The organism is Streptomyces sp. GL_148, assembly GCF_057834205.1.
The window spans coordinates 6570460-6590844 of the sequence record NZ_CM174396.1 but is presented as its reverse complement, the minus strand read 5'-3'; the positions used below and the strand labels follow the sequence as shown (position 1 = coordinate 6590844).

Genomic DNA, 20385 nt, shown 5'->3' with positions numbered 1-20385 from the left:
TTCCCTCATGCCCCGCTCAGTCGTGCCAGGCCCCGGCTTCCTCCAGCAGCGGCCGCAGCGAGGCGAACACCGCGGGGGTCGCAGCCAGCGCGAGCTCGCCCGAGGCGGGCTCTCCGGGCCTGCCGCCCGTCACCGCGCCGGCCTCCCGCGCGATCAGCTCGCCCGCCGCCAGGTCCCAGGGGTTCAGCCCGCGCTCCCAGTACCCGTCCAGCCGGCCGGCGGCCACGTCGCACAGGTCGATCGCCGCCGAACCGCCCCGCCGGACGTCCCGGACCAGCGGGATGATCCGCTGCGCGACGTCGGCCTGATGGGCCCGCCGGCTCTGGACGTACGCGAACCCGGTGCCGATCAGCGCCTGGTCCAGCGGAGCCGCCGGCCGGCAGGCGAGGCGGACGCCGCCCAGCCAGGCCCCGCGGCCCAGCACCGCGTGGTACGTCTCCCCGCGCATCGGCGCCGCCACGACCCCGGCCACCGTCTCGCCGCGGTACTCGGCCGCGATGGACACGCCCCAGGTCGGCAGCCCGTAGAGGTAGTTCACCGTGCCGTCCAGCGGGTCGATGACCCACCGCACGCCACTGGTGCCGGCCGACTCGGAGCCCTCCTCGCCCAGCAGCCCGTCCTCAGGCCGCCGCTCCGCGAGGATGCCGGTGATCAGCTTCTCGGCCGCGATGTCCATTTCGGTCACCACGTCGATCGGGCTCGACTTGGTCGAGGCGACCGCCAGATCGGCGGGCCGCCCGTCCCTCAGCAGCGCGCCCGCCCGGCCGGCCGCCTCCAGGGCCACGTCCAGCAGTTCGGTCTTCAGCTCTTCGGAGATCACGCCCGGCTCCAGTTCCTCGGCTCGTACGGACTTCACTGCGCACACTTCGCTGGGCACACTTCGCTGGGCACACTTCACCGGGCACACCGGCCGGCTACGCGTACGGGCTGTCCACGCCCGCGGCCGCCGGCCGGGGCCCGCGCGCCGGGCAGCAGCCCACCGCGCACAGGTCGTGGCCGGCTCCGAGCAGCCCGAGCGCGCAACGCTCCACGGCCTCCCCGCGTTCCGCCGCGGCCCGCTCCAGCACGAGGTCCCGTACCGCCGCCGCGAACCGGGGGTCGGCGCCGACCGTGGCCGAGCGGGCGATGGGCAGCCCCAGCTCGGCGGCCTTCGCCGTCGCCTCCGTGTCGAGGTCGTACAGGACCTCCATGTGGTCCGAGACGAAGCCGATCGGCACCATGACCACCGCCGGGGCGCCCGCCGCGTGCAGGGCCTCCAGGTGGTCGCAGATGTCCGGCTCCAGCCACGGGACGTGCGGGGCGCCGCTGCGCGACTGGTAGACGAGCTCCCAGGGCAGCTCGGTGCCGGTCTCGGCGCGGACCGCGTCGGCGATCAGCCGCGCGACGTCCAGGTGCTGCTTGACGTAGGCCCCGCCCTCGCCGTTGGCGGTGTGGTCCTCCACCGGGCCGGAGGTGTCCGCGGCCGCGTTCGGGATGGAGTGCGTGGTGAAGGCCAGGTGCGCCCCGGCGCGGACCTCCTCGGGCAGCGCGGCCAGCGAGGCCAGCACCCCGTCGATCATGGGCTGCACGAAGCCGGGGTGGTTGAAGTAGTGCCGCAGTTTGTCGACCTTCGGCAGGTCCGCCTCGGCCACGCCCTCCTCGACCAGCAGGGCGAGCGCGTCCGCGAGGTTCTCGCGGTACTGCCGGCAGCCCGAGTACGAGGCGTACGCGCTGGTCGCGAGCACCGCGATGCGCCGGCGCCCGTCGGCGGCCATCTCGCGCATCACGTCGTTCAGGTACGGGGCCCAGTTGCGGTTGCCCCAGTAGACCGGCAGGTCCAGCCCGTGCCCGGCGAAGTCCCCCCGCAGGGCGTCCAGCAGCTCGCGGTTCTGGCCGTTGATCGGGCTGACCCCGCCGAAGCCGAAGTAGTGCTGCCCGACCTCCTTGAGCCGCTCGCGCGGGATGCCGCGCCCGCGCGTGACGTTCTCCAGGAACGGCACGACGTCGTCGGGCCCCTCGGGGCCGCCGAAGGACAGCAGCAGGAGGGCGTCGTAGGGGGCGGCGGGGCCTTCGGCCGAGCCGGGGGCGCTGGCGCGGAGCTGGTCAGACATGCTTCGAATCCTGCCACCCGCCGCCGCCGCGCGGAAAACAGGCCCGGCCTCCGAGACCGCCCGGCCCGGGGTACGGGCCCCTCGGGCCGCTGTCCGGTTCCTCCCCGCGCGGGCGCCGTGTGTGCGGCCGTAGCCTGTATGGGCCAATGACGTCCCTTACGGAGGGCACCTTGCCCAGTCCCTACCGCGCGATCTTCGCCGCCCCCGGGAGCCGGGGCTTCAGTGCGGCCGGCCTCATAGGCCGACTGCCGCTCTCCATGGTCGGCATCGGCATCCTGACGATGATCTCCGAGCTCACCGGCCGCTACTCGCTGGCCGGCGCCCTCACCGCCACCCTCGCGCTCTCCGCCGCGGTGATCGGCCCGCAGGTCTCGCGCCTGGTCGACCAGTACGGCCAGCGCCGCGTCCTGCGACCGGCGAGCCTGCTCGCGCTCCTGGCCATCTCCGGGCTGCTGCTGTGCGCGGCCAACAACACGCCCGACTGGACCCTGTTCGTCTTCGCCGCGCTCGCCGGCTGCGTGCCCAGCGTGGGCTCGATGATCCGCGCCCGGTGGACGGCCATCTACCGGGACTCGCCGCGCGAACTGCACACGGCGTACTCCCTGGAGTCCGTCCTGGACGAGGTCTGCTTCATCTTCGGGCCGATCCTGGCCATCGGGCTCTCCACCACCTGGTTCCCCGAGGCCGGCCCGCTGGTCGCCGGGGTCTGCCTGCTGGTGGGCGTGTGGTGGCTGACCGCGCAGCGCGCCACCGAGCCGGCTCCGCACCCGCGCGGCGAGGACGCCGACCGGACCTCGGCGCTGCGCTCCCCCGGACTCCAGGTGCTGATGGCCACCTTCGTGGCCACCGGCGCCATCTTCGGCTCCATCGACGTGGTCACGCTGGCCTTCGCCGACGAACAGGGCCACAAGTCCGCAGCCAGCTTCATCCTCGCCATCTGGGCGGTCGGCTCCTGCCTCGCCGGCATCGTCTTCGGCCTGCTGCACCTCAAGGGCAAGCCGGAACGCAGGTGGGTGCTGGGCATATGTGCGATGGCCGTGAGTATGATCCCCCTCCTACTGGCCGGGAACCTTCCGTTTCTGGCCGTGGCGCTCTTCGTCTCGGGCCTCGCCATCGCTCCCACGATGATCACCACGATGGCCCTGATCGAGGCGCACGTACCACGCGCGAAGCTGACCGAGGGCATGACCTGGATCAGCACCGGCCTCGCGGTCGGGGTCGCGCTCGGCTCCTCCGTGGCCGGCTGGGTCATCGACGCCGCCGGCGCGAAGAGCGGGTACGTCGTCTCCATCTCGGCGGGGACCGCCGCGGCGGCGGTTGCGTTCGCGGGTTACCGCCGGCTGACGAGGTCGGCGCAAGGGGAGGAGCCTTCCAACGATGGCGACGACGGGGACAGCAGGCAGCAGCGGGACACGGACCGCCGCGTGGCATAACTGGGCGGGCAACGTCAGCGCCACGCCGGCGCGCGTGGTCACCCCGGCATCGGTCGGGGAGCTCCGGGAGGCGGTCCGCCGGGCCGCCGGGGACGGGCTGAAGGTGAAGGCGGTCGGCACCGGCCACTCCTTCACGGCGGCCGCCGCGACCGACGGCGTACTGATCCGCCCGCAGGCGCTGGCCGGGATCCAGGCGATCGACCGAACCGCCGGCGCCGCCACCGTCACCGTGGCGGCGGGCACGGTCCTCAAGGACCTCAACCTGGCCCTCGCCAAGGAGGGCCTGTCGCTCACCAACATGGGCGACATCATGGAGCAGACGGTCTCGGGCGCCACCAGCACCGGCACCCACGGAACCGGCCGCGACTCGGCCTCCATCGCCGCCCAGATCCGCGGCCTGGAGCTGGTCACGGCGGACGGCGAGCTGCTGACGTGCTCCGAGAAGGAGAATCCCGAGGTCTACGCGGCGGCCCGGCTGGGCATCGGGGCGCTCGGCGTCGTCACCGCGCTCACCTTCGCCGTGGAGCCGCTCTTCTTCCTGACCGCCCGTGAAGAGCCGATGACCTTCGACCGGGTGACGGAGGAGTTCGACCAGCACCACGCGGAGAACGAGCACTTCGAGTTCTACTGGTTCCCGCACACCGGTAACTGCAACACCAAGCGCAACAACCGCAGCCAGGGACCGGCCGCCCCGCCCGGAGCGGTCTCCGCCTGGGTCGAGGACGAGCTGCTGTCCAACGGCCTCTTCCAGGCCGTCAACTCCTTCGGCCGCGCCGTCCCGGCGGCCATCCCCTCCATCGCCCGGATCGCGAGCCGCGCCCTGTCGGCGCGCACCTACACGGACATCCCGTACAAGGTGTTCACCAGCCCGCGCCGGGTGCGGTTCGTGGAGATGGAGTACGCCCTTCCGCGCGAGCGCGTCGTCGGGGCGCTGCGGGAGCTGAAGGCCATGGTGGACCGCTCCGGCCTGCGGATCAGCTTCCCGGTGGAGGTGCGGACGGCTCCGGCGGACGACATCACCCTGTCGACGGCCTCCGGACGCGAGAGCGCGTACATCGCGGTGCACATGTACAAGGGCACCCCGTACCAGGCCTACTTCACGGCCGCCGAGCGGATCTTCACCGAGCACGGCGGGCGGCCGCACTGGGGCAAGGTGCACACGCGGGACGCGGAGTACTTCGCCCAGGTGTACCCGCGCTTCGGGGAGTTCACCGCGCTCCGGGACCGGCTGGACCCGGACCGGGTCTTCGGCAACGACTACCTGAGGCGGGTCCTGGGCGACTGAGCCTGGGGGACTGAGCCTGGGCGACTGAGCCCTCAGCCGGGCCCTCAGGGGGTCTGCGACTCCTGGCCGGTGCCGGTGTCCGAGCCGGCGCCCGGCGTCTGCTTGTCGTTGCCCGGCGTGGGAGTCGGGGTCGGCGTGGGGGTCGGTGTCGGTTTGGGCGTGGGCGTGGGGGTCGGGGTCGGGGTCGGCGTGGGGTCCGGGGAGCCCGAGGGGTCCGGGTCGGGCTTCGGGCTCTCATTGCCGTTCGAGTGCGAGGGGCTCGGGGAGTTCCCGGTGTCCGGGGTCTTCCCGCCCTTCTCGCCCGTGCCGGTACCCGACGGGTCCTTGGACGGGTCCGGCTTGTAGTCGCGGGCCTTGCCGACTCCGCCGGTGAGGATCGTGCCTCCGCCGGCGCTGACCGAGGTACCGGCCATCGCCTCGTAGGTCCCGAGGCCGCCGAGCGCTATGACGAAGGCGGCTCCGGAGGCCACGGCGGTCCGCTTCCAGCCCCGCATCCGGGTGCCGTGGACCGTCCCCTCGCCGAACTCCTCGTCGGGCAGCGGCCCGCCGACGGGGACGGTGCCCAGCAGCATGGTGCCGTCCGGCGCTCGCCCGGCGGCGGCGGACCCGAGCCCGTCCACCGGGACCTGACGCGCCCTCGGCCGGGCGGTCTCGCGCAGCTGGTCGCCGGTGCGGCGGAAGAAGTGCTGGATGACGGGCCCGCCCGCGGTGGCCACCACGCTCACCACGCCCGCGCCGAGGATGGTCCCGTAGACGCCCATCTGCGAGGCGAGCAGGGCCGCCGCGACCGTGGCGAGGGAGGAACCCGCGACCTGAGCCGCGCTCAGATCGAGCTTCTTCTTCTCCTTCTCCTGCTCCGGTTCGACGTCCAGCACCGTCTTCTGACCCATCGCCATCCCCTGCGTGTCCTGCCCCTCGCGCTCCAACGCCTTCTCCCGTTACTGACACATCAGCGAAACGGATAGTTCCGTTTCCGGAGATTCTGTGAAGCAGGACACCCGAAAACGAGCGCACGCCCAGGTCCGGCCGGATGTGGACCCGCTCCAGGGCAGCCCAACTCCCGCCGTCCGGGACAAGTTCGGCGGCGCGGCGGTCCACCCAGGTGGCCCGAATGGAGTACTGTGGCGAGCCCTGGGGCCGTCCTTCCTTTCGGATGTCCGGACTCGGGAGAGGGGGCCGGCTGATGGAAAAACGGCACTCGAGACCGGCGATGCCGCGGTATTGCACGGGATCCTGCTGCGCACAGTAATCGTTCGGTCACTGTGCGTGCCCAACAGGTAACCGTGCCATAACAGCGATCAAGGGCGCATGCCCGACACGCCGGTTTAACTCGGCAAGGTAGTGGCAGGCTGCACCCGGGCAGGCCACACTCGACTAGCGGAAGCAGCGACGCACGTGACGTCGGCAGGCACCACCCGGGAGGTCCCCATGCCCGAACTGCGTGTCGTGGCCGTCTCAAATGACGGCACACGACTGGTGCTCAAGGCTGCGGACAGCACGGAGTACACGCTTCCGATCGACGAGCGTCTCCGCGCTGCCGTGCGCAACGACCGTGCGCGCCTGAACCAGATCGAGATCGAGGTGGAGAGCCACCTCCGCCCCCGCGACATCCAGGCCCGCATACGGGCCGGTGCCTCCGCGGAGGAGGTCGCTCAGATGGCCGGCATCCCCGTCGACCGGGTACGCCGCTTCGAGGGCCCCGTGCTCGCCGAGCGCGCGTTCATGGCCGAGCGGGCCCGCAAGACCCCCGTGCGTCGGCCCGGCGAGAACACCGGACCCCAGCTCGGCGAGGCCGTGCAGGAAAGGCTCTCGCTGCGCGGGGCGGAGAAGGAATCCGTCCAGTGGGACTCCTGGCGCCGCGACGACGGCACCTGGGAGGTCCTGCTGGTCTACCGGGTCGCGGGCGAACCGCACTCGGCGAGCTGGACGTACGACCCGCCGCGCCGGCTGGTCGTCGCCGTCGACGACGAGGCCCGCTCCCTGATCGGCGAGTCGGACGACCTGCCGGCGACCCCGGAGCCGAGCTTCCCGTTCGTGCCGAGGATCGCGCGGCTGCCGCGCGACAGGCCGCTGGACCGGGCGCTCGACCGTCAGATGGAGAGGCCGACCGCGCCCCCTCCCCCGCCGGAGCCGGAGCTCGAGGACGAACGGGACACGCTGACGGCCCTGCTGGAGGCGGTACCGAGCTTCCGCGGCGACCTGGTGGTTCCGGAGCCGGTGAGCGAACCGGAGGCGGAGGAGCCGCCCGCCGCTTCGGCGTCGGCCGGTGCGGGTTCCGCGTACGCGGACGTCCTGATGCCGCGCACCGTGGCGGGACACCGGGACCGGCTGACGGGCACGACCGACCGGCAGGCGGAGGCCGACGGGGTGCGTCCCGGGCGCCGCGCGGCGGTGCCGAGCTGGGACGAGATCGTCTTCGGCACCCGCCGCAAGAAGCAGGAGTAGTCAGGAGCAGTACGTACCCGGGCCCCGGCGGCGGAGACCGCCATCGGGGCCCTGGGCGGAGCACCTGCGCCGACGGCCTAGCCCGGCAGCTCGCCGACCGCCACCTCGCGCGCCGGGTCCGCGGACCATTCCGACCAGCTGCCCGCGTACAGCGCCGCCGGGATGCCCGCCGCCGCCAGCGCCAGGACCTCGTGGGCTCCCGAGACGCCCGAGCCGCAGTAGACCCCGACCGGGGTGGCGGTGTCGGCGTGCACGCCGAGGCCCTCGAAGCGGGCCCGCAGGGCGTCGCGGTCCAGGAGCAGGCCGTCGGGTCCCGCGTTCTCCGTGGTCGGCGCCGACACCGCCCCAGGGATGTGGCCCCCGACCGGATCGATCGGTTCGACCTCGCCCCGGTACCGCTCGCCCGCCCGTGCGTCCAGCAGCACACCCGTCCGGGCCAGCGCCGCCGCCCCGTCCGCGTCCAGCAGTCCGATGGCACCCGGATTTGGCTTGAAATCGCCCTCGCTCACAGGAGTGACCTCGGCCGACAGCGGACCGTCACCGGCCTTCCACGCGGCCAGTCCCCCGTCCAGGACCCGCACGCGCGGGTGACCCGTCCAGCGCAACAGCCACCACGCGCGCGCCGCCGCCCAGCCCTGACCGCCGTCGTACACGACCACCGGCACGTCCCCCGAGACCCCGGCCCGCCGCATCACCGCCCCGAACTCCTCGGGGTCGGGCAGCGGGTGCCGGCCGCCGGAGCCCGCCGGACCTGCCAGTTCCGCGTCGAGGTCGACGTAGACGGCGTTCGGGAGGTGTCCGGTCTCGTACTCGGGCCGCAGGTTCGGGCCTGCGAGCTGCCAGCGGACGTCCAGGAGCACCGGCGGCAGCGGGCCGGCCAGCTCCTCCTTCAGGGCGGCGGCGGAGACGAGCGGGGAGCGGGGCGGGTTCGCAGTCATGCTCGCCATTTTGCTCCCCGCCGCACGCCCCGCGTAACAGGCAGTACATCGACGGGCCGGGCCGGGCCGCACTGATCCGGTCATCTCTCCCGGCTCCCGCGAAACCCGGCCGGTCGGGGCGCGCCGGGCCCCCTGGAGTGGAAGCATCAGCTCCGGGAAGGGTCACGAGCGTGACGACGGAGGAGACGGCTGACATGACCGAGGCATCGGAAGCAACGCGGCGCACGCCCGGCACGCCGTGCTGGGCGAGCCTGATGGTGCACGGCCTCGGGACCACCGAGGAGTTCTACGCCGACCTGTTCGGCTGGGAGTACGAGCCCGGCCCGGAGCAGCTCGGCCCGTACGTCCGGGCGATGCTCGGCGGGCGGGAGGTGGCCGGCATCGGCGAGATGCCGCCGGACCGGCAGCTCCCGGTCGCCTGGACCACGTACCTGGCCACGGACGACGCCGACGCCACGGCCGAATCCATCCGCTCCTGCGGCGGCACGGTGGCGGTCGGCCCGCTCGATGCCGGGGTCGCGGGACGGGTGGCGATCTGCTCGGACCCGCTGGGCGCGATCTTCGGGCTCTGGCAGGCGGCGTCCCACCTCGGCACCCGGCTGGCCGGGGGGCCCGGCACCCCGGTGTGGCACGAGCTGGTCACGCAGGACACCTCGACGGTCGGGAAGTTCTACGAGCACGTCTTCGGCCACGAGGCCCGTGCGCACGCCGACGCCTGCGCGGACTTCGACTACCTCACCCTGTCCCTGCAGGGCCGGCCGGTGGCCGCGGTGCACGGGGTCGGCCGCTCCCTGCCCCACGACCGGGGGCCGCACTGGATGACGTACTTCGAGGTGGAGGACACCGACGCGGCCGCCGCCCAGGTCCTGCGGCTCGGCGGCCGGGTCGTCCAGCCGCCGCGCGAGGGCCTGAGCGGCCGGCTGGCCGTGGTCACGGACCCGGAGGGCGCGGTGTTCACGCTCGTCCGCGGCAGGGGCTGACCGGGCCCGACGCCACCGGCCACCGGCCACCGGCTACCGGGGAAGCCCGGCGCCCCTGGGCTCCCTGGCGGTGACCAGCAGGCCGCCGGCGAGGGCCGCCAGCAGCAAGGCGCCGAACCCGCACCAGAGGAAGATGCCGTAGCCGTGCACCATCATCGGGAACTGCGCGTCCGGTGTCGCGGACCCGGTGGAGAAGATCACGAGGACGGCGAGCAGCACGCCGCCGATCGCGTCGCCCAGCTGCTGGGCCGTGGCGATCGCGGCCGAAGCCGCCCCGGCGTGCCGGGGTGCCACGCCGGCGGTCACCGTGGCGAGGAGCGGCACGAGGGCCGCGCCGAGGCCGAAGCCGGCGAGGAACATGCTGGGCAGCGACAGGCCCGTGGACAGGTACCCGTCCTCGCCGGTGGCCAGGACGAGCACCCCGGCGGCCGCGAGCACCAGCCCCGCCGCGATCAGGACCTGGGGCGCGACGCGGTGCAGCAGACGGGCGGACACCTGGGTCGATCCGATCACCGTCCCGACGAGCAGCGGCAGGAGGTACCTCCAGATCTCGCCCGACTGGTAGCCGTGGATCTGCTGGAGGTAGAAGGCCTGCGAGGAGAGCAGGGCCAGGGAGCCGACGCCCGCCAGGAGCAGGGCGAGGAGGGCGCCGACCCGGTTGCGGTCCTTGAAGACGTACGGTGCGAGGAGAGAGCCAGAGGTGCGGGTCTGCCGCCGCAGGAAGCCAGTGAGCAGGCCGACGCCGACGACGAGCAGGATCAGCGCCCAGGTGTCGAGCGTCCCGTCGGACTCGATGGCGGCGAGACCGCAGGTGAGGGCCGCGAGCCCGCCGGAGCCGAGCAGCACGCCGGGCACGTCCGGGCGGGCGCCGGAGGCACCGGGGTCGTCCCGCGGCAGGGTGAGCGTGCCCATCAGCAGGAGCACGGCGATCGCGGCGGGGGCGTACAGGGACCAGCGCCAGCTCAGGAGGTCGAGGAGCGGTGCGCCCATGAGCAGCCCGACCGCCGAACCGCCGCAGGTGAACGCGGCGTAGACCCCGAACGCCCGGCCCCGTTGCCCGGTGCCGGTCGAGCCGGTGGCGACCAGCGAGAGCCCGGCCGTTGTCAGCAGGGCGGCGAAGGCACCCTGCAGGACACGGGCCCAGAAGAGCGTGCCGGAATCGCCGGCCGCGCCTCCGAGCGCGCAGGCCGCCGCGAACCCGAGCAGGCCGACGAGCAGCGCCCGCCGGCGCCCCATCAGGTCCGCGAGGTGCCCGCCGAGGAGCAACAGCGCGCCGAAGGCGACCACGTAGGCGGTGAACATCCGGCTCAGGCCGGCGGATTCGATGCCGAGGTCCTCCTGGACGTACGGCAGCGCGCTGGTGAAGGCCGTCGCCGCGAGCACCACCGTCAGCTGCGTCAGGGAGGCCACCACCAGGCCGCGCCGGCGTCCGGCGCGACGCGGGGCGGCAGCGGGGTCCTCTCCCGGAGCCGTGGACGGGGTCTCGGACCAGGCGCCGGGGGCCGGGCCCGGGGGCGGGCCGAATCCTCCCGCGGGGGTGGAGGCGGCCGGGGTCGTCGGAGCGTACGGGGGCGGCACGGGGTGTGAGCGGGCGGCGGGCACGCGGGGGTCCGGCTGCGGGGCGGGCTCGGGCGCGGCAGGCGTCGCAGGGGCGTAGTCCAGCAATTTGGCGGCATGGCGGCCCAGTTGGGCCAGGACCGCACCCGGGAGCCATTCCCCGGCCTGGTCGGCGGCCGTACGCTCGGCGACCTGCGCCGGGGTCGGCCGCTGCGCCGCGTCCTTGTGCAGGCAGGCGCGTACGAGCTCGACGAGATCCTCCGGTACGCCGGTCAGGTCCGCCTCCTCCTCGGCGACCCGGAAGAGGTGAGCGTTCAGGCCGGTGTCCGCGGCGCCGAAGAGGAGCCGTCCGGTGGCGGCGTAGACGAGGACGGCCCCGAGGCAGAAGACATCGCTGGCGGGCGTGAGTTCGAGGCCGCGGACCTGCTCCGGCGACATGAACCCGGCCGAGCCGATCAGCATGCCGGTGTGGGTGAGCAGGCTGTCCCCGGCGAGGCTGTCCATCGCCCGGGCGATGCCGAAGTCGATGACGCGCGGGCCGTCGACGGTGACCAGGACGTTGGAGGGCTTGAGGTCGCGGTGGATCAGGCCCGCCTCGTGCACGGCCTGCAGGGCGAGGGCGAGCCGGTTGGCGAGGGTGCGTACGGAGTGCCCGGGCAGCGGCCCGAAGTCCTTGGCGACCACGGCGTGCAGATCGGGCCCCGGGATGTACTGGGTCGCCACCCACGGCACGGCGGCCTCGGGGTCCGCGTCGAGCACGGCCGCGGTCCAACTCCCGCCCACCCGCCGCGCGGCGGCCACCTCCCGGGCGAAGCGCCTGCGGAACTCCGGGTTCCCGGCGTACTCGGCCTGCACCACCTTCACGGCGACGGTGCGCCCGCCCTCGGAGCGGCCCAGATAGACCAGGCCCATGCCGCCGGCGCCCAGCCGGGCGATCAGACGGTACGGGCCGATACGGGTCGGGTCTTCGACGATCAGCTGATCCACGCGCTGAGGATAGTGCAGCTATCCAATGCGCGCAGGCGCATTGGCGGAATCGGGGGGGGGCAACTGGCAGATCGCCTCGGTCGAGGCCCGCAACGGGGGCCAGTTGTCCGGGGGCCAGTTGTCCGGGGGTCAGTTGTGCGGGGGGTCAGTTGTGCGGGGGCCTTCCGCTGACCCGGTGGTCGGCGTGGCTGAGGGCTTCCAGGACGAGTCGGCGCAGATGCCCGTCGCGCAGGCTGTAGTGGATGCGGCGGCCCTCGCGGCGGGTGTCGACGAGGCCCGCGAGCCGCAGCTTCGCCAGGTGCTGGCTCACCGCGGTCCTCGACGCCGCGCAGCGCTCGGCGAGCGAGCCGACGTCCGACTCCCCCTGGGCGAGCAGCCACAGGAGGTGCAGCCGGGTGACGTCCGAGAGCATCGCGAAGACCTCCGTCGCCTCGGCGAGACGCGCCTTGTCGGGATCCCGTAGGTGCGCATGGGGTGCAGGTGGCTGGGGTTCGCGAGCAGGCATACCCCACAGGGTAGGCCGCTCCGCGGAAGCCCGGACGGAGGGTGGAGCCACAATCCAGCAGACATGTGCGCAGGTGCGCATGTGTGGATACATTGGAGGCCTCGTCCCACCACTCAGCCCGGAGGGGGCCCGCATGCCGAGCGTGCTGCGCGACCGCACCTACCGCCGCCTGTTCGGCGCCCAGGTCATCGCCCTGACCGGCACCGGCCTGGCCACCGTGGCCCTCGGCCTGCTCGCGTACGACCTCGCGGGCGCCGACGCGGGTTCGGTGCTCGGGACGGCGCTCGCGATCAAGATGGTGGCGTACGTCGTCATCGCCCCGGCGATCGCCGCTTTGGCCGACCGGCTGCCGCGGCGGGCCCTCCTGGCCGGCTCCGACCTGGTCCGGGCGGGGGTCGCGCTCTGCCTGCCGTTCGTGAGCCAGGTGTGGCAGGTCTACGTCCTGATCTTCCTGCTGCAAACGGCCTCGGCCGCCTTCACCCCGGCCTTCCAGGCGCTGATCCCCGACGTCCTGCCCGAGGAGCGCGCCTACACGCGGGCCCTGTCCCTGTCCCGGCTCGCCTACGACCTGGAGAGTCTCTTCAGCCCCGCGCTCGCGGCCGCACTGCTGTCGGTGGCCGGCTACGACCGGCTGTTCCTCGGCACGGCGGCCGGCTTCCTCGCCTCGTCCGCGCTCGTGGTGTCCGCCGTCCTGCCCCGGCGGGCGCGGACCTCCGCCGCGTCCGGGCCGGGCGCGTACGCCAAGGCGACCGCCGGGACGCGCCTGTTCCTCGACACCCCGCAGCTGCGGTCCCTGCTGGCGATGAACCTCGCGGTCGCGGCCGCCGGAGCCGTGGTCACGGTCAACTCCGTCGTGTACGTACGGGACTTCCTGGGGCTGTCCGCCGAGTCGGTCGCCCTCGCCCTGGGCGCGTACGGAGCCGGGTCCATGGCCGTGGCCCTGGCGCTGCCGCGGATCCTGGAGAACCGCCCGGACCGGCGGGTGATGCTGGCCGGCGCCCTGCTGCTCCCCGCGGCGTTCTGCGCCCTCGGTTTCATCACCTCGGCGCACAGCGGCGGTTGGCGCTGGCCCGCGCTGCTGGGCACGTGGGCGGGGTTCGGGGCGGCCTGCTCCATGGTGCTCACGCCCGCGGGCCGCGTGCTCCGGCGGGCCGCGCCGGAAGGGGACCGCACCGCGGTGTTCGCCGCCCAGTTCTCCCTGTCGCACGCCGCCTGGCTGCTGACCTATCCGCTGGCGGGCTGGGTCGGCGCGAAGGCCGGGCTCGGGTGGGCCACCGCGGCCCTCGGCACGCTCGCGCTCGCCGCCGCGGCCCTCGCCGCCCGCCTGTGGCCGGCCGGGGCCGGGCAGCCCGGCGCCGCGGCGGTGGAGGCGGGCCGGGGCCACGTACACGAGCACGAGCACACCGGGCTGGCCCCCGGGCATCCGCACCTCCACGGGGCACGGCGGGCCGGCCCGGGGTGGCGGCACAGCCACCACCACTTCACCGACGACCTGCACACCGCCCACGGCTGACCCGGGCCTGACCACGCCGGGACGCCCTCCTCGGCCGTCTTCGAAGCCTCACGACGGAGAGGCGTCACCCGCCGAATTCACCCGAATGGCGGCGCTCGAGTGTCCCCGCATGCCTCCGCCACGGACGCTGGGCGCAACGCAGGACCCTCGGCGTCCCGCCCGACGAAGGAGCCTCTCGTGGCACAGGCAACGCCCCCCAGCAGGGCCCCCAACAGCAGGTACACCGCCGACGAGAACCCGTGGGCGGCGAGCGGCACCGTGTTCGCCGGTGTGCTGATGCTCGTGGAAGGCGTCCTCGGCATCCTGAAGGGAATCGTCGGCATCGCGGAAGACGACGTCTACGCGAGGGTGGGCAACTACACCTTCAAGTTCGACGTCACGGCGTGGGGCTGGATCCTCCTCGTCCTGGGCATCGTGCTCGTCGTCGTGGGTGCCGGCATCCTCAAGGGCGCGCCCTGGGCCAAGGTCACCGGCGTGGTGATCGTCGCGCTGGACATCATCCTCAACTTCCTGTGGCTGCCCTACACGCCGCTCTGGGGCCTCATCTCGATCGCCATCGGCGTCTTCATCATCTGGGCCCTGTGCACGGACACGGCCAAGAACAGCTCCACCGCCGCCTGAACGACGCACCGGGCGTCCTTCTCGATCCGCGTGCCCGCCGGCGAACCGGCGTGCTGGACGGGAAGGAGGCCCGGTGCCGCGCAGGGCTCTGCCGGGCTGCCCCGCGGAGCGTGACGCGGTCGGGGCCGCCCCCGTACCGGGCGGGACCCCGGGTCACGGCGATCCCTGCAAGTAGACGCGGGTGCGGGAGATCCGGGAGGTCTCGGCGGTGAAGGAGACCGAGCGGGTCCCGCTGGTCACCGACACCCGCTCGCGACCGGTCGCCGTCTCGGTGACGCGCACCGTGCGGTCGTGCCGCCCCGGCGGCTCGGCGGCGATGCCCGTCATCCGCAGCTCGTCCACACCCTCGAACACGACGAAGAAGCGCAGGGTGTTGTAGGCGCCCGCCTCCCACCCCGGCTCCGGGTGGTCGGGCAGCCGCGAGGTCTCGAAGCCGAGGGTGACCGAGGTGTCCCGCTCGTCCACGTGCACGTAGTACAGCGGGCAGGAGGAAAGATCCGGCGGCGTGTCGTACAGCAGTGCGAGGTGTGGCCACGGGGGAAGGCTCAGGCTCATTCCGGACTCTCAGACCCGCTCGTAGAAGGTGTTGTCATGGGTGGGCGGCAGTGCCGGGTAGAGCCTGCGCTCGATCGGGCGCGTGAAGTGGCGCGGCCCGCCGTCGCCGCCGTCCGCGCCCAGGGTGAAGACTCCGATCCGCCCTGCGATCACGGAGGCGTTCGCCGTGAACGCCACCCGGGCCCCGTCCGATACCACCCGTACCGCGATCCGGTGCTCCGGCAGCGCGGCCAGTTCCACGTCCCCCGTGACCGGCGGCCGCCAGCCGTCCATCACGAAGTCCTCGACGTGCGAGAACTGGAGCTGGCACTGCAAGGTGTCGCCGGACCCCGCCTCTTCCGCTTCCCCCGCTTCCCCCGCTTCCCACCGGTCCGGGAAGGCGGGCAGGTCGAGCCGGAGCGTCACGGCCGAAGCCCATCCGTCCAGGTGGACGGAGCGGAGCCGGACGGCCGTCAGTGGGGGCGGCTCCCCGAAGTGCGCGGCGATCGTCTCCGCGTTCACGACGAAATCGCTCCAGGTCATGGCAGTGGTCCCCCTCCTCGGGTGCAAGCCCACGGTGCACCGGGCCCGGACGACCGTACACACTCGTCACCATGCCGAGTACTCCGCGCCTTGCCTCCTCCGCCGGTATACGCGCCCACCTCATCGATCAGCTCAACAGCGTCCTGCGCCGCCCGGCGGCCTACGGCGACCTCAACACCGCCGTCTGGTTCCTGATGGACCACCTGCTCGTGGCCGAGCGGAGTGCCGGAGCCTGGCAGGAGGAACAGTCCCGCCTCACCGAGGCCGGCGCGTGGTACCCGGACGGAGTCAAGGGCGTCTTCCGGAAGCTGCTGCCCCGGGACCCGGCCCGCGACACCCACGCCGCGTCCGTCTACGCCGAGTTCGCCCACCGCCGGGGCTGGCTCACCTCCGACCGCCTCTTGTCGAGCTCCGAGTACGAGGCGATGCGCGACGGGCTGCCCGGCTGGTGCGCCGTTGACCGGGACTGGCCGGACGTCACCGCCCGGTTCGGCGAGCCGTCCGTCGTCATCGGCGGCCCGAACCCCCGGGTCGGCAAGGCGCTCGTCTATGCCACCGCGGCACCGCGGGACCCCCTGCTCGTCCTGCACCTGTGGAACGACTACGACTCCGGACTCCCGCAACCGGCTGTGCTCGCCACTCGGATCGGCGGCGATCTCCTCCCGGAGTCGTTCACGTTCACACCGCTCGGCGGATCCCTCGACAGGCCCTAGAACTGCGGTGCGTTCACACCTCTGAGTGAGGTCGGCGTGGATCAGGGGGACGGGAGCGAACCTCTGCCTACGGTGGCTCCTGGCGCGGTGTGCAGCCGCTCCGATCGGTGCGTCGACCCATGGACAGGAGCTTGTGTGGCGCAGCACACGACGTCACTCCGGCTCCGTCTCCGGTACCGCTTCGACCATCTGCTCTCGGGCGGAACGACCACGCTCATCGGCTGGCTCGCCCTGGCCTGCCTCGCCGTCGTCGTTCCGGCCAGCGCGGTCCTGGTCTGGTCCGACCGGGCCGCCCCTGCCACGCTCTCCGGCCGGCTCACCGCCGTGTGGGTCAGCGTCGGCCAGACCCTGAAGATCGGCGGTGCGGTCGGCTCCCCGCTGTACGTGCTGGCCTCCGTGTCGCTCGCGCTCGTGGCGCTGCTCTTCGTGTCGACCCTGGTCAGTCTGATCACCACGGGCATCAACCGGCGCATCATGTCGCTGCGCCGGGGTCACTCCACCGTGGTGGAGACCGGGCACACCGTCGTACTGGGGTGGTCGGACCAAGTGTTCCCCGTGATCGGGGAACTCGTGGCCGCCAACGCGAACCAGCGCCGCTCCGCCATCGCCGTGCTCGCCCCGCAGGACAAGGTGTGGATGGAGGAGGAGATCTCTGCCCGCGTCGGCGACACCGGCAGGACGCGGATCATCTGTCGCAACGGGAGCACCACCGACCCGGCCGAGCTGTGCCGGGTGAGTCCGCGCACGGCGAAGGCGGTGCTGGTGCTGCCTCCCACCGGGGACACCGGTGACGCCCACGTGGTGAAGACACTGCTCGCCCTCGACGCGGCCGTCCACGGCTCCGGGGAGGCGGGGGCGCAGGGAGAGGCGGTGTGGGAGGCGCAGGGAGAGGCTGTGGTGGTGGTCGCCGCCGTTCGTGACTCCCGCAACCACCTGACCGCCAGGCTGGCCGCCGGGCCCGCGGGCCACGTCCTGTGCGTGGACGACATCGTCGCCCGGCTCCTCGTCTCGACGGCCCGGCAGCCCGGTCTCTCGCTGGTCTATTCGGAGTTGCTGGACTTCGACGGCGACGAGTTCTACCCGGTGGCCCCCGGGGACCTCGTGGGGCGTACGTTCGGCGAGGCGCTGCTGTCGTTCGACACGTCCTCGGCGGTCGGCCTGCTGCACGGCGGCGGGAGGGTCACCCTCAATCCGGACCCGGGGGCGACGATCGGCCCGTCCGACCGGATCATCGTCATCTCGCGGGACGACGACACGGCCGTGCGGGCGGACGTGGCCGCCCATGTCGAGGACGACGCGATCGTGACGGCCGCACCGATGACCGCCCGGGCCGAGCGCCTCCTCCTGCTCGGCTGGAACCGCCGCGCACCGCTCGTCATCGAGCAGCTCGACCAGTACGTGGGCCCGGGAACCACCCTGGACGTCGTGGCGCTCGGCGTGCACGCGGCGACGGACGGCGCCCGAGGCGTCACGGCCGCGCGGTCCCGCCTCGAAGTCTCCTTCCACGACGGCGACATCACCGACCCGCTCACCCTGGCCAAGCTGGACGTGCCCTCGTACGACGGCGTGATCGTGATCGGTGAGACGGAGCCCGAGGCCCCGGACGCGCCACTGGCCTCCCTGGCTCCGGTGACGGATCCGCAGGCGCGGGCGGACGACAGGACTCTGGTCACCCTGCTGCACCTGCGGGCCATCGGGGACACCGCGCGGCGGAACATCGCGCTCACCACCGAGATGTCCGACGACGGCAACCGGCTCCTCGCTCCGGCGCAGGACGGCGCCGACTTCATCGTGAGTGGCAGGCTGATCAGTCTACTGATGACCCAGATCTCCGAAAGCCCGTACCTCGCCGCGGTCTTCGAGGAGCTGTTCGACGCGGAGGGCCACGAATTCCACCTCAAGCCGGCCACGGACTACGTACGGGCCGGTCATGAGGTCTCCTTCGCCACCGCCGTCGAGGCGGCGCGGCGCCGCGGGGAGTGCGCGGTGGGCTACCGGCTGCGGGCGCGAAGCACCACGGGCCCCGACTACGGGGTGCGGATCAACCCCGACAAGCGCCGGCGCGTCCGCTTCGGCGAGGAGGACTGGCTGATCGTGCTCGCCGAGAGCTGACAGCCGGCTCCGACGACGGGGCCGCCGTCGGAGCCGCCTTCGGGGCCGCCGCTACGCCGTGTGCACTTCCAGGGCGGTCCGCACCGCGGATTCCAGGGCGCCCTCGATCCACGCGGGCTTGATGGAGGTGTGGCATCCGGCGAAGTGCAGGTTGCCCTCGGCCTTGCGGACATGGGGGAAGAGCTCGGTGTGCTGGCCGGGGAGCAGTACGGACGCCTCACCGTACGCGTACGGGTCGCGCATCCAGGACTGGGTGCGGCCGACGCCGGTGTAGAACACCTCGACGCGCTGCCCGAACACCTCCTGCACTCCGGCGAGGGCGCGCGGGTAGCGCTCCTCGTCGTCCAGGGAGTCCCATTTCAGGGCGTCGTCCGACCAGCTGTAGGAGGCGAGGATGACACCGCCGGCGCTGCCCTCGACGGGGTAGGAGGGCTGGAACATGAAGCGGTTGGGGTTGTCGGTCACCGAGCCGCCGCCGACGACGTGGGCGGCCTCGGGCTGATCGCGGGTGACCACGCGGCTGGCGGCGTAGTGGGAGCGCTGGCCCGCGGAGATGTGGCCCTCGGGTACGGAGGAGTGGGCGCCCAGCAGGGTTCCGTTCGCCGGGCTCTGCCCGGTCTGGTACTTGCGGTACAGGCCGGGCTGTACGGCCTCCAGCTCGCGCTTCCAGTCGGCCTCGTCGAACTCCCACCATCGGCGGCTGAATTCGAGCAGCACCTTGGTGGCGGCGTCGTAGTGCAGCTCGGTGACCGCGCGCCGCTTGCCGTACGAGAGCGCCGGGGTGACGGGGATGTGGCGCAGCCCGGAGAAGGGGACGGTGATGATGGCGGTGTCGGCGGTGAAGGTCTCGCGCTTCACCGGGCTGCCGCCGCGGCCCTCGGAGACGGTCTCGACCGTGACCTTGCCCTCGCCGTGGATGATGCGGGTCGCCCGGCGGTCGAGGCGTACGAGGTCCTTGACGCGCGCGTACATCGCGTCGGCCAGGGTGGCGCTGCCGTCGGGCAGTTCGTAGAAGGCGGTGTCGGGGCTGATCAGCGAGGCGCCGATGAAGCTGTGCACGAAGGCGAGGTGCAGGCGGGAGGTGAGGTTCTCGACGGTTCCGATCAGGTCGATGGTCCGCTCGTCGAGCTTGGCCTCCTCCGTCAGGAAGCGGTACATCGACATGTGGCCGTAGCGCTGGATGACGCGTGCCCAGCCCTCGACGAGGTCCTTGTCCTTCTTGCCCTCGATCTCCCCCCGCACGGGGGCGAAGGCGTCGCGGACGATCTGCGAGGCGGGCACGGACTCGTACGCCTGCGGCACTCCGAAGGAACGATTGAGCGCCTGCGGGGCGCGCGCGTAGTCGGCGCGGCGGACGCGGATGCCGTTGACGTGGATCCACGTCCGGTACGCGGGGCGGCCGGCCGCGTCGACGTCGACCAGGTGGAAGCGCCTGCGCTTGAGGCCGAGCCCGTCCATCAGCCCGGTGACCAGCGGGTGGCTGTCGGGGATGCGCATCGCGCCGGCCTCGGCGTACTGCTTCGGGTCGGCGAAGGGCTGGGCCGCGTTCTCGTGGCCGCCGGTGCGGAAGGTCTTGATCCGGCCGCCCACCCGGTTGGCGTTGGCCTCGATGACGGTGACCCGGTGGCCGGCCTCGCGCAGGAGGTGCGCGGCGGTGAGGCCGGCCGGCCCGGCGCCGATGATCAGCACCTTCTTGCCGGGGCGGCGCGAGCGGGGCAGGCCGCTCTTCAGCAGGATGTCGGCGTAGCGCGGTACGAGCGGCTGGTCCTGGTCGTCCCGTACGAGGATGGCCCGGGCGATCGTCAGGCAGGTGCCCCAGTCGGCGACCGCGGCGCCGGGGACGGCCTGCGAGGTCTCGGCGGAGGTGACGGCCACTGTCAGCCCGCCGGCCGCCGCGACGGCGGCCGCGCCGGCGATGACGGTGCGGCGGGAGGAGCGGCGCGGGCTCGCAGGCGCGGGCTCGCCGGAGGCTCCGGAAGCTTCGGGGGTTTCGGAGTTGGCATCGGGATCCATGATCATGGCCCAACTCTTGCCGCCCGCCCGGGCCCGGGCGGCCGGAATGCGCCCGCGCGGGCAAGAACCACCCGGACGTGCGTCGCGCGCCGCACCGTGCTGACGAACTGGGTTTC

17 protein-coding genes are annotated in these 20385 nt (G+C 73.1%); 8 read left to right on the top strand and 9 right to left on the bottom strand.

The annotated features are described in order from the left end of the window. Positions 1 to 16: 16 nt before the first annotated feature. Together AC3IYI_RS30085 and AC3IYI_RS30080 are read right to left on the bottom strand one after the other, a co-directional pair. A complete protein-coding gene (locus AC3IYI_RS30085) occupies positions 17 to 832 on the bottom strand; it encodes an inositol monophosphatase family protein (protein ID WP_489411732.1) in 816 nt (271 codons plus the stop codon). A gap of 82 nt (positions 833 to 914) precedes the next feature. Next, positions 915 to 2090 carry a ferrochelatase gene (locus AC3IYI_RS30080; protein ID WP_489406622.1) on the bottom strand — a complete coding sequence of 392 codons (1176 nt, stop codon included), beginning with the start codon at positions 2088 to 2090 and terminating at the stop codon, positions 915 to 917. A gap of 170 nt (positions 2091 to 2260) precedes the next feature. Here AC3IYI_RS30080 and AC3IYI_RS30075 point away from each other — a divergent pair, with 170 nt between their 5' ends. Together AC3IYI_RS30075 and AC3IYI_RS30070 are read left to right on the top strand one after the other, a co-directional pair. Beyond that, positions 2261 to 3523 carry an MFS transporter gene (locus AC3IYI_RS30075; RefSeq protein ID WP_489406621.1) on the top strand — a complete coding sequence of 421 codons (1263 nt, stop codon included), beginning with the start codon at positions 2261 to 2263 and terminating at the stop codon, positions 3521 to 3523. Further along, positions 3468 to 4808 carry a D-arabinono-1,4-lactone oxidase gene (locus tag AC3IYI_RS30070; protein ID WP_489406620.1) on the top strand — a complete coding sequence of 447 codons (1341 nt, stop codon included), beginning with the start codon at positions 3468 to 3470 and terminating at the stop codon, positions 4806 to 4808. The genes AC3IYI_RS30075 and AC3IYI_RS30070 overlap by 56 nt, the downstream gene beginning before the upstream one ends. 44 nt (positions 4809 to 4852) lie before the next feature. Here the strand turns inward: AC3IYI_RS30070 and AC3IYI_RS30065 are convergent, their stop codons facing one another. Next, positions 4853 to 5698: a hypothetical protein gene (locus AC3IYI_RS30065; RefSeq protein ID WP_489406619.1), complete on the bottom strand. Its 846-nt coding sequence runs from the start codon at positions 5696 to 5698 to the stop codon at positions 4853 to 4855. A gap of 538 nt (positions 5699 to 6236) precedes the next feature. On the opposite strand from AC3IYI_RS30065, the gene sepH reads away from it, so the two are divergent. Continuing rightward, positions 6237 to 7253, top strand: coding sequence for a septation protein SepH (gene sepH / locus AC3IYI_RS30060; RefSeq protein WP_489406618.1), 1017 nt, complete (start codon positions 6237 to 6239; stop codon positions 7251 to 7253). Positions 7254 to 7330: 77 nt separating this feature from the next. On the opposite strand, the gene AC3IYI_RS30055 is transcribed toward sepH, so the two are convergent. Beyond that, positions 7331 to 8191 (bottom strand): sulfurtransferase, encoded by an 861-nt coding sequence (locus tag AC3IYI_RS30055; protein ID WP_489406617.1) that lies wholly within the window; start codon positions 8189 to 8191, stop codon positions 7331 to 7333. A 194-nt stretch (positions 8192 to 8385) separates the two neighbouring features. Here AC3IYI_RS30055 and AC3IYI_RS30050 point away from each other — a divergent pair, with 194 nt between their 5' ends. Further along, entirely contained in the window at positions 8386 to 9171 is a 786-nt protein-coding gene (locus tag AC3IYI_RS30050) for a VOC family protein (RefSeq protein WP_489406616.1), read from the top strand. Positions 9172 to 9204: 33 nt separating this feature from the next. Here the strand turns inward: AC3IYI_RS30050 and AC3IYI_RS30045 are convergent, their stop codons facing one another. Together AC3IYI_RS30045 and AC3IYI_RS30040 are read right to left on the bottom strand one after the other, a co-directional pair. Next, a complete protein-coding gene (locus tag AC3IYI_RS30045) occupies positions 9205 to 11715 on the bottom strand; it encodes an MFS transporter (RefSeq protein WP_489406615.1) in 2511 nt (836 codons plus the stop codon). A gap of 145 nt (positions 11716 to 11860) precedes the next feature. Next, positions 11861 to 12220 (bottom strand): ArsR/SmtB family transcription factor, encoded by a 360-nt coding sequence (locus AC3IYI_RS30040; protein WP_489406614.1) that lies wholly within the window; start codon positions 12218 to 12220, stop codon positions 11861 to 11863. A 133-nt stretch (positions 12221 to 12353) separates the two neighbouring features. Between AC3IYI_RS30040 and AC3IYI_RS30035 the strand changes: the two genes are divergently transcribed. Together AC3IYI_RS30035 and AC3IYI_RS30030 are read left to right on the top strand one after the other, a co-directional pair. Further along, a complete protein-coding gene (locus tag AC3IYI_RS30035) occupies positions 12354 to 13733 on the top strand; it encodes an MFS transporter (protein ID WP_489406613.1) in 1380 nt (459 codons plus the stop codon). 177 nt (positions 13734 to 13910) lie between these two features. Then, positions 13911 to 14354: a DUF7144 family membrane protein gene (locus AC3IYI_RS30030; RefSeq protein WP_489406612.1), complete on the top strand. Its 444-nt coding sequence runs from the start codon at positions 13911 to 13913 to the stop codon at positions 14352 to 14354. Between the two features lie 153 nt (positions 14355 to 14507). Here AC3IYI_RS30030 and AC3IYI_RS30025 read toward each other — a convergent pair whose 3' ends face one another. Together AC3IYI_RS30025 and AC3IYI_RS30020 are read right to left on the bottom strand one after the other, a co-directional pair. Further along, positions 14508 to 14909, bottom strand: a complete 402-nt coding sequence (locus AC3IYI_RS30025; protein ID WP_489406611.1) for an Imm50 family immunity protein — start codon at positions 14907 to 14909, stop codon at positions 14508 to 14510. Positions 14910 to 14918: 9 nt separating this feature from the next. Next, positions 14919 to 15431 carry a hypothetical protein gene (locus AC3IYI_RS30020; RefSeq protein WP_489406610.1) on the bottom strand — a complete coding sequence of 171 codons (513 nt, stop codon included), beginning with the start codon at positions 15429 to 15431 and terminating at the stop codon, positions 14919 to 14921. A gap of 71 nt (positions 15432 to 15502) precedes the next feature. Between AC3IYI_RS30020 and AC3IYI_RS30015 the strand changes: the two genes are divergently transcribed. Both AC3IYI_RS30015 and AC3IYI_RS30010 read left to right on the top strand, forming a co-directional pair. Continuing rightward, positions 15503 to 16144, top strand: coding sequence for a hypothetical protein (locus AC3IYI_RS30015; protein WP_489406609.1), 642 nt, complete (start codon positions 15503 to 15505; stop codon positions 16142 to 16144). A 135-nt stretch (positions 16145 to 16279) separates the two neighbouring features. Then, the gene (locus tag AC3IYI_RS30010; protein WP_489406608.1) at positions 16280 to 18256 is read left to right on the top strand and encodes a CASTOR/POLLUX-related putative ion channel; all 1977 of its coding nucleotides are present in this window, start codon (positions 16280 to 16282) and stop codon (positions 18254 to 18256) included. 51 nt (positions 18257 to 18307) lie between these two features. Here the strand turns inward: AC3IYI_RS30010 and AC3IYI_RS30005 are convergent, their stop codons facing one another. Continuing rightward, a complete protein-coding gene (locus AC3IYI_RS30005; protein WP_489406607.1) occupies positions 18308 to 20275 on the bottom strand; it encodes a flavin monoamine oxidase family protein in 1968 nt (655 codons plus the stop codon). Positions 20276 to 20385 lie beyond the last annotated feature (110 nt).